The organism is Corynebacterium sp. HMSC073H12 (genome assembly GCF_001837775.1).
GTDB lineage: Bacteria > Actinomycetota > Actinomycetes > Mycobacteriales > Mycobacteriaceae > Corynebacterium > Corynebacterium amycolatum.
In genome coordinates, this window is the sequence record NZ_KV834038.1 from 1 (window position 1) to 7,925 (window position 7,925).

At 59.7% G+C, this 7,925-nt stretch carries 9 protein-coding genes and 1 pseudogene; 2 read left to right on the top strand and 8 right to left on the bottom strand.

All coding sequences use genetic code 11. The annotated features are described in order from the left end of the window. The 4 genes from HMPREF2708_RS06715 to rimP all read right to left on the bottom strand — a co-directional run. A partial coding sequence (locus tag HMPREF2708_RS06715; RefSeq protein WP_210400330.1) for a translation initiation factor IF-2 N-terminal domain-containing protein occupies nucleotides 1–285 on the bottom strand: 285 nt, incomplete at its 3' end. Between the two features lie 129 nt (nucleotides 286–414). Further along, nucleotides 415–807, bottom strand: coding sequence for a YlxR family protein (locus tag HMPREF2708_RS06720; RefSeq protein WP_070833613.1), 393 nt, complete (start codon nucleotides 805–807; stop codon nucleotides 415–417). Between the two features lie 171 nt (nucleotides 808–978). Next, nucleotides 979–1,965 carry a transcription termination factor NusA gene (gene nusA, locus HMPREF2708_RS06725; RefSeq protein WP_038628709.1) on the bottom strand — a complete coding sequence of 329 codons (987 nt, stop codon included), beginning with the start codon at nucleotides 1,963–1,965 and terminating at the stop codon, nucleotides 979–981. Beyond that, nucleotides 1,962–2,534: a ribosome maturation factor RimP gene (gene rimP, locus HMPREF2708_RS06730; protein WP_070833614.1), complete on the bottom strand. Its 573-nt coding sequence runs from the start codon at nucleotides 2,532–2,534 to the stop codon at nucleotides 1,962–1,964. Before rimP ends, nusA begins: the two co-directional genes overlap by 4 nt. Before the next feature lie 101 nt (nucleotides 2,535–2,635). Between rimP and HMPREF2708_RS06735 the strand changes: the two genes are divergently transcribed. After that, on the top strand, nucleotides 2,636–3,607 hold the full coding sequence (locus tag HMPREF2708_RS06735) for a DUF4439 domain-containing protein (protein WP_070833615.1): 972 nt from the start codon (nucleotides 2,636–2,638) through the stop codon (nucleotides 3,605–3,607). A gap of 29 nt (nucleotides 3,608–3,636) precedes the next feature. Here HMPREF2708_RS06735 and HMPREF2708_RS06740 read toward each other — a convergent pair whose 3' ends face one another. Continuing rightward, entirely contained in the window at nucleotides 3,637–5,409 is a 1,773-nt protein-coding gene (locus HMPREF2708_RS06740; protein ID WP_070833616.1) for a proline--tRNA ligase, read from the bottom strand. A gap of 60 nt (nucleotides 5,410–5,469) precedes the next feature. Here HMPREF2708_RS06740 and HMPREF2708_RS06745 point away from each other — a divergent pair, with 60 nt between their 5' ends. Further along, nucleotides 5,470–6,207, top strand: a complete 738-nt coding sequence (locus tag HMPREF2708_RS06745) for a YaaA family protein (protein ID WP_070833906.1) — start codon at nucleotides 5,470–5,472, stop codon at nucleotides 6,205–6,207. Here HMPREF2708_RS06745 and HMPREF2708_RS06750 read toward each other — a convergent pair. The 3 genes and pseudogenes from HMPREF2708_RS06750 to HMPREF2708_RS10920 all read right to left on the bottom strand — a co-directional run. After that, complete coding sequence (locus HMPREF2708_RS06750) at nucleotides 6,204–6,485, bottom strand: hypothetical protein (protein ID WP_224786668.1); 282 nt, start codon at nucleotides 6,483–6,485, stop codon at nucleotides 6,204–6,206. The genes HMPREF2708_RS06745 and HMPREF2708_RS06750 overlap by 4 nt on opposite strands. After that, a complete protein-coding gene (gene cobA / locus HMPREF2708_RS06755) occupies nucleotides 6,478–7,569 on the bottom strand; it encodes a uroporphyrinogen-III C-methyltransferase (protein ID WP_070833617.1) in 1,092 nt (363 codons plus the stop codon). Before cobA ends, HMPREF2708_RS06750 begins: the two co-directional genes overlap by 8 nt. 10 nt (nucleotides 7,570–7,579) lie before the next feature. Then, a pseudogene (locus HMPREF2708_RS10920) lies at nucleotides 7,580–7,925 on the bottom strand (cobyrinate a,c-diamide synthase); the annotation flags it as partial.

Below are 7,925 nucleotides of genomic sequence, written 5' to 3' on the forward strand. Positions count from 1 at the left end.
CGGCTTGGCGCCTGGCTTAGCTGCTGGCTTAGCGCCTGGCTTCGCACCCGACTTAGCAGCAGGCTTAGCTGCAGCCTTCGTAGCTGGGGCCTGTGCAGACGCGTCAGCACCTGCACCAGCATTCTTCTCTTCGTAGACCTTCTTCATCTTCCTGACGACGGGTGGTTCCACCGTCGAAGAAGCGGTCTTAACAAACTCGCCCTGAGCCTTCAGCTCGGCGAGTAGTTCTTTGCTGGTGACCCCGAGCTGCTTAGCGAGCTCATGGACACGTAGCTTTCCGGACACTGCTCTCCTCACTAGTGGGGGCCGAGCAGCGCCCGATGGCGGATTCGTCCGCGCACCGAGAGCGCCTGCAGGGCTCCCTCTTATCTATTGCCGTTCATCGCTGATGCTTCATCGTGTGCTCATCAGTGTTCAGGTCTTTCTGTTGTCATTTTTCCTGCCTCCCTGCTTAGCGACACGCACATCGTCAGCGGGGGCGAAACCCTCCGCCGTTTCGTAGTGCGTGGCGATAAACTGTTTAACCGGAAACGCATCTACCTGCGTAGATACCTTCAGTGCGCGGCCAAATGCACGGCGCTTGTCGGCGATCTCCCAAGTCTTTAGTGTTGGGGTGATCCAGGCACCTCGTCCCTGCATCCGACGACGCGGATCAGCAACGACGGCTACTGAGCCATCTGAACGGGTGGTAGCGACAATACGCAGCAGCTCCGAGCAATTGCGGCGCTGCTTAGTTGCAATACAGGTACGTGTGGGTGCAGGTGTATGAGTTGTCGAATTCGGGTTTGTCACCCGCGAAGTCGTCATACTCCTGACGCACCCACCTTCCTGCTAAGAAATAAAGCGCGAAAATTCGCATAAGAAACTCACGCCTTGTCGTTTGGCCACCTCCCAGCATAACCCGAAAAGGCGGAAAAGTGCCAACCCCCTAGGCACTTTCCCGCCACTTTCGCAACCGCTGGGACGCTGACCTTGTGCCTACTCCGCGTCGGAGTGGATATCGATTCGCCAGCCGGTCAGACGAGCCGCCAGACGCGCATTCTGCCCCTCCTTGCCGATAGCAAGCGAGAGCTGGTAGTCGGGCACCACAACATGTGCACGGCGCTCATCCATGTCCAAAATCTTGACACTAACGACCTTGGCTGGCGCCAGCGAGTTACCAACGAACTTCGCCGGATCCTCGTCGTAGTCGATGATGTCAATCTTCTCGCCCTTGAGCTCATTCATAATCGAGCTCACACGCTGACCGCGCGGCCCAATGCAGGCGCCCTTAGCGTTGAGCCCCTTGACCGTGGGACGTACAGCAACCTTGGTGCGGTGACCAGCCTCGCGTGCAATCGAAATCAATTCCACTGCCCCATCGGCAACTTCCGGAACTTCAAGTTCGAAGAGCTTACGAATGAGCTCCGGGTGCGTGCGTGACAGGTGAATCGCAACACCCCGCGGTGTCTTGTTCACACCGACGACGTAGCACTTGATGCGGTCACCGTGCTTGAGTTCCTCACCTGGCAGCTGCTCAGCCGGCATCAAAATACCGTCGCGACCGTTGGCCTCCGAACCGATGTGGACGACGACAATGCCCTTTTCATTGGCATAGACATCGCGCTGGACCACGCCGGAAATGACCTGGTTAGACAGGTCTGCGTATTCGTCGAGAACCTTGTCGCTTTCCGCATCCCGCAGACGCGAAAGGATCGTCTGACGAACAGCGAATGCAGCGGTACGCTCAAAGTCCTCCGGAGTGTCGTCCCATTCGGAGATGAGATTGCCCTCGTCGTCTCGCTCCTGGGCAAAAACTATGACGTCACCGGTCTCACGGTCGATTTCGACGCGCGCATACTGTGCCGGTGCGGTGGTATTGCGGTAGCTTTCACGCAATGCCCGGGCGACCAGTCCCAGCATTTCGTCGACAGGAATACCCTTTTCCCTTTCCAAGGTTCGTAGGGCAGCTAGTTCAATCTTCACTTGTTATCCTCCAGCCTGGTCAAGGCATCGTCATAGTCTAGTCCCGCAAAATCTTTCTCGGCTGCGGGCGGATTAGAGAATTCAACTTGTACCACTGCACGGGCCACATTGGTTAATTCGACACGCTGACCAACAGCCTTCAACCGCCCCTTTGGCCCTTTAGAGGTAACGAGAATGATGAATTCTTCATCCGGCGACAGCGCACCAATGCGGGCTGCAATCGCGGAACCGTCGGCAAGCGAAATTTCCGCAACACGACCACGGTTACGGCGCCAGTGCCGAGGCTGAGTCAGCGGTGCGTCAATACCAGGAGTGGAAACTTCCAAGGTGTAGCCCTGAGCGCCGAAGTCGGCTTCACCGCGTTCCTCCGCGGCATCCAGAGCTGAAGATACTTCATGCGTGGCCTGTTCCAGAACATCGAGGTCAGGACGCTCATCTGCATCAACCAACACAATGACCTGTGACTTTGCGCCGGCGCGAACGACCTTGACATCTTCAACATCCAGGCCGATTTGTGCGAGCGCCGGGCGCACAAACTGTTCAATTTTCTCGGGTGCGGGTATCGCCATAGTCGTAGAGTCTACAGGTCAAGTACTAGGAATTGCGCACCTGGGCACTTTCGCCACACCGCATTGACACATAGTGCCGCCCGGCGTGGCACGATAGTGAGGTGATTGTTGAACCTCCCGCCCCCAGTTTTGCTTCCGCATCGCATCGCACTCGCACTCGTACTCTCTCGCGCCGTGGCTTCCTCGCTGCTGCCCTCGCCGTGGGATCACTTCCCGCGCTCTCCGCGTGCTCGCATCTGGTGGCACCACGCCCGGATTACGCCATTGAGGTTCTCCACGCGCTGGCGTCGCGCGATGCGCATTCGCTTAGCGACGCCAATCCGGACCTCGCTGCCGTACGCTCCGCGCAGGTGACCGAGCTAGATGCGGAAATCACGCGTGCCTGCGGTACCCGCAAGGATGGCAAGTCTGTCGATGAATGTGGCTCCGACGTCGCAGTGCCAGCGCCCCTGGCTACCGGTGACCATGCGAAAGTACTGCTCACGGACTCACGAAACAGTCCCGCACTGACGAAGGCCCTGGATTCACGCACTGCATTGCGGGAAGAGCACACTGCGCGCCTTGCCACGGCTGTCGATGGTGGTATCGTCCTCGCCCTGCGTGCTGCGGGCGCTGAGTGGGAGGAGCTTGTCCCATTGATTCCCAGTGACAGGGATGAAATCTCGGGTGCCGAAGAGCAGATGACTAAGGCACTGCAAGCCGAATACATGATGATTTACGGCGTCGGCGTAGCCACACCACGTGTCGGAGGCGATACCACTACTGCGCTTTTGGCCCGTGGCGAGCGCCACCGAATTTTGCGCGATCGTGTCCGACTTATTTTGGAGGATTCCGACGTTGAGGTGCCGGAGAGCGCACCTGGCTATATGCCGGAAGATGCTCCTTCACCGGATACGGCACCCGTCGATTACATGATTGCGTTGGAGCGCTATTGCGCCCAGGCGTGGGAAGACGTATTGCTCGCTGCCGATAACCCTCGGATGCGTATGTTCGCACTGCAGGCAGCTGGCGTGGCTGCCGCCGGAGCGGCAGCGCTAGGTGGCAACAACTTGGAGCCGCTGCCGGGACTCTAACGCTGCCGGCACTTTAAGCCTGTGCCGACTTAGGCCTTGCGAACCAGCTCCGCGAGGTGAGCTGCAATGCCGTCAGCGGCGACCTCGTCGGTCTCGTTGGTCAGGCGGTTACGCAGCTCCACCTTGCCGTCCGCGTAGCCACGGCCAAAGATGACCACAAACGGCATACCCAGCAGCTCAGCGTCCTTGAACTTCACACCGGGGCTGACCTTCGGACGGTCGTCGAAAAGCACCTCAATGCCCTGCTGACTGAGGTCTTCCGCCAGCCGTTCAGCGGCCTCAGCTGCTTCGGCGTTCTTACCGGCCACAGCGATGTGAACCTTGTACGGTGCTGCGGCAACTGGCCACTTGAGGCCCTTTTCATCCAACTGCTGTTCTGCGAGGACAGCGACCAGACGGGACACACCAATGCCGTAGGACCCCATCGTCGGACGAGCACGCTTACCGTTGACATCGAGGATGTCAATTTCAAAGGCGTTGGTGTACTTGCGGCCCAACTGGAAAATGTGACCAATCTCGATGCCGCGCTCGATCTTTAGCGTGCCATGCCCCTCCGGAGCCGGGTCGCCGTCACGCACCTCTGCGACATCGCAAATACCGTCAATCTGGAAGTCCCGGCCAGCGACCACATCGACGATGTGCTTGCCTTCCTCGTTGGCTCCCGCAATCCAATTCGTGCCCTCGGCTATGCGTGGGTCAGCTAGGACCTTCACACCGTGATCGGCGAGCCCCTGCGGGCCGACGTAGCCCTTAATCAGGAAGTCATTGGCTGCGAAGTCCTTGTCCTCCAGCAAGCGCACCTCACCCGGTTCAAATGCGACTTCGAGACGCTTTTCATCGACCTCACGGTCACCGGGAACAAGGATTGCGGTGAGCTGTTCCGGCAGGGCGTTGCCCTCCTTATCGACCTTCTTCGGGTCGACGGCGACGAGAACGCACTTCAAAGTATCGGCAGCGGTGACCTCGCGTCCGAAGTCCGCGCCATTGGCCCAATCAACAAGCGCTGCAATGGTGGCGCAGTTCGGAGACTCGTAAACCTTCGCCTCCGGCTGTCCCTCAATCGGCTGCGGTTCGACTGCCGGGATTCTCACGGCTTCAACGTTGGCGGCGTACTCACCGTCGGTGGAGACTACGAAGGAGTCTTCGCCATTTTCGCTAACAGCCAGGAACTCCTCGGAGGCCGAACCGCCCATAGCGCCGGAGGTGGCGTGGCAGATTTCGTACTTAATGCCCAGCCGGTCAAAAATTCGCTGGTAGGCACCGCGGTGCAGCTGATAAGAATTTTCCAGCCCCTCGTCGTCCATGTCGAAGGAGTAGGAGTCCTTCATCACGAACTCGCGGCCGCGCAGAATACCCGCGCGCGGGCGGGCCTCGTCGCGGTACTTGGTCTGAATCTGGAACAGCGTCGTCGGGAAATCCTTGTAGGAGCTGAAAAGATCCTTGACAGCCAGCGCGAACATCTCTTCGTGCGTCGGCCCCAGCAGGTAGTCCGCGCCCTTGCGATCCTTCAGACGGAACAGCTCGGGGCCATATTCGGTCCACCGATTCGTCGCCTCGTACGGTTCACGCGGGAGCAGTGCAGGGAATGCCAGCTCCTGTGCACCAATGCCTTCCATCTCCTCGCGCACAACCTTCTCTACGTTGCGCAGAACCTTCAAGCCCAGTGGCAGCCAGGAGTACACACCAGGGGCAGTTCGCCGGATGTAGCCGGCACGGACGAGCAGCTTGTGGCTAGGGACCTCGGCGTCAGCGGGATCCTCGCGCAGTGTGCGTAGGAATAGCTGGGACATTCGCGTAATCATGAATGCTGATTTTACCCGTCGATCGTTCTTCGCAACATGCGGGGCATTACTATGGTGCCCATGCTCGTAGTCCTACCCCCATCTGAAACCAAAGCCACTGGTGGCAGCCATCCCGCAGTGGACTTTTCCTCGCTGAGCTTCGGCTCCCTCAACCCCATCCGCGAGCGCATTGCAGCCGATCTCGTGGCGTTAAGTGCGAACAGGGAAGCCGCGATGGAAACACTGAAACTGGGGCCACGTCTCGCTGACGAAGTCACAGCTAATGCCGCACTCCTAGAGTCGCCGACCACGCCGGCTCTCGAGCGCTATACCGGGGTGCTCTACGACGCACTCTCCCCCAGCGATCTGCCTGAAACCGGCCGTGCTCGACTCGCCATCGGGTCAGCGCTCTTCGGCGTCATTGGCGGGGACGACCTCATCCCCCGCTACCGTCTCTCTGGCACGGTCAAGCTCCCCTTCGCGGATCAGCCTGCCGACGCAGCTCCCACGATGAAGCGCCGTTGGGGCACCGCCATCACCGAGGCTCTCAAAGATGTCGACTTCCTCATCGACCTTCGTTCCGGCACCTACGCCAATTTGGGCAAAGTCAAGAGCGCGACAACGATGACCGTGCTCACCGCCGAGGGCAAAATCGTCAGCCACTTCAACAAGCACTACAAGGGCCTATTTGCCCGCGCCATCGCCCTTTCCGATACGGCACCGACCTCCCCCACAGAGGCCGTCGATATCGCGCGCGCCGCGGGATACGACGTCTCGCTTGACGACGGCACCCTCATCTTCCGCGTCCCGGAAAACTAAATGTCGTCGTTGTAGCGCTTCCGACCTGCCACAATGGCAGCAATGAGCGCAATGACAGCGATGAAAATGCTGTCGTAGCGCGAGCCCTCTCCGCCGAGGAGCAGCAGGCGGAAGATAATCATGGCTCCGAGGTAGAACACCAGGAAGGTCGCAGCGCCCATCCAGATAGCGCTACGCAGCTGATCGTCGGCAAGCAGTCGGGTAACAAGTCCTGCCTTTTGCTGCTCTGGCTCACGCTTCTTCGACTTGTTGTTGCTCGACTTGTTGCTCTTACTCATCGCCCTCATCCAGACCGGCGACTTCACCGATGACGATAACGGCGGGCGGCTTGATTTCCTCTTCGACCATTTTCTCGCCAAGCTCGCCGAGCGTGCAGCGCAGCGACCTCTGATTCGGCAGCGTGCCGTCCTGGATGACCGCAGCCGGAGTCTTCGGGCTGCGGCCGGCCTTCATCAGAGCCTCGGCAATCTTCGGCCCGTTCTTAACTCCCATAATGATGGCAATAGTGCCGTGCATGCGGCCCAGCGCATCCCAATTGACTAGCGAAGTCTTGTGCCCCGGTGGGACATGACCGGACACGACAGTGAATTCGTGGTTGACGCCACGCATGGTAACTGGGATGCCAATCGTCCCCGGTACCGCCAGTGCCGAGGTGATACCCGGCACAACTCGAACCGGTACCCCTGCCTTCTGCAGCTCCTGAAGCTCTTCAAAACCGCGGCCGAAGATGTACGGATCGCCGCCCTTGAGCCGGACCACAAAGTAGCCCTCGCGGGCACGATGAACGAGGAGTTCATTGATGCGCTCCTGAGCCATGGCGCGACCGTAAGGAAGCTTGCCGGCATCAATAATCTCGACATCCGGTTCCAAGTCACCGAGCAGCGACAGCGGACCGAGGTGGTCTGCAACGACGACGTCGGCAAGCCGGAGCAGGCGACGCCCCTCAACGGTAATCAGACCGGGATCGCCCGGGCCACCGCCTACGAGTGCGACCTGCCCAGCGAGATCCCCAGCGCGCGACGCGCGACGGCCGGTCAGCGCCACAGGAGTAAGCGGGCTGGATGTCCCGGTTTCATCGTCGACGAGAATACCTCGGCGGTGTCCCTCGAGTGTCACCTCACGCAGCAACGACTCGTCACAGCAGACCATGAGAGCCTTGCCCCAGCTCATCGCCTCGGTAAAACCAGTGCGGGTCAAAGTAATACGGCCGTCTGCAGCCCAGGCCTCAATCGCAGTTGTTACTTCCCCACCCTCACACACAGTGACATCAGCGCCAGAGTCCAACAACCGAGGAATCACGCGCTCTGCAGCCGTGGAACCGCCAATCACCAACACGCCGTAGTCTTTGAGAAGCAAACTCATAGCTAATACTTTACCCGGCGCACGAAGCAACAAAGCGACTAACGTTCCCCGGCGTACCCGCCGGATGAACATGCAGGTAACCGGCATGAATCCGCCCAGACTCGGAAACGAAGCCGTCGCGAACTGTCTCGCCTTGATATCCACGCCAACCCCAGGCTGGTTGCCACCCGGCCGCAGCAGCGACACTTGCGGTGTCATCGGTGAGGGCTGTCTTGTGGAACTCGTGACCGCGCACGCGCGTACCTACTGGGCACAGCGCAGAATCAGTCAGCGCCACAGCCTCCCGGTACCCCAACTTCAACCGTGCCATGTGCGCTCGCCCCGGGATGATGCCACACATACGGCGCCCACCGAGA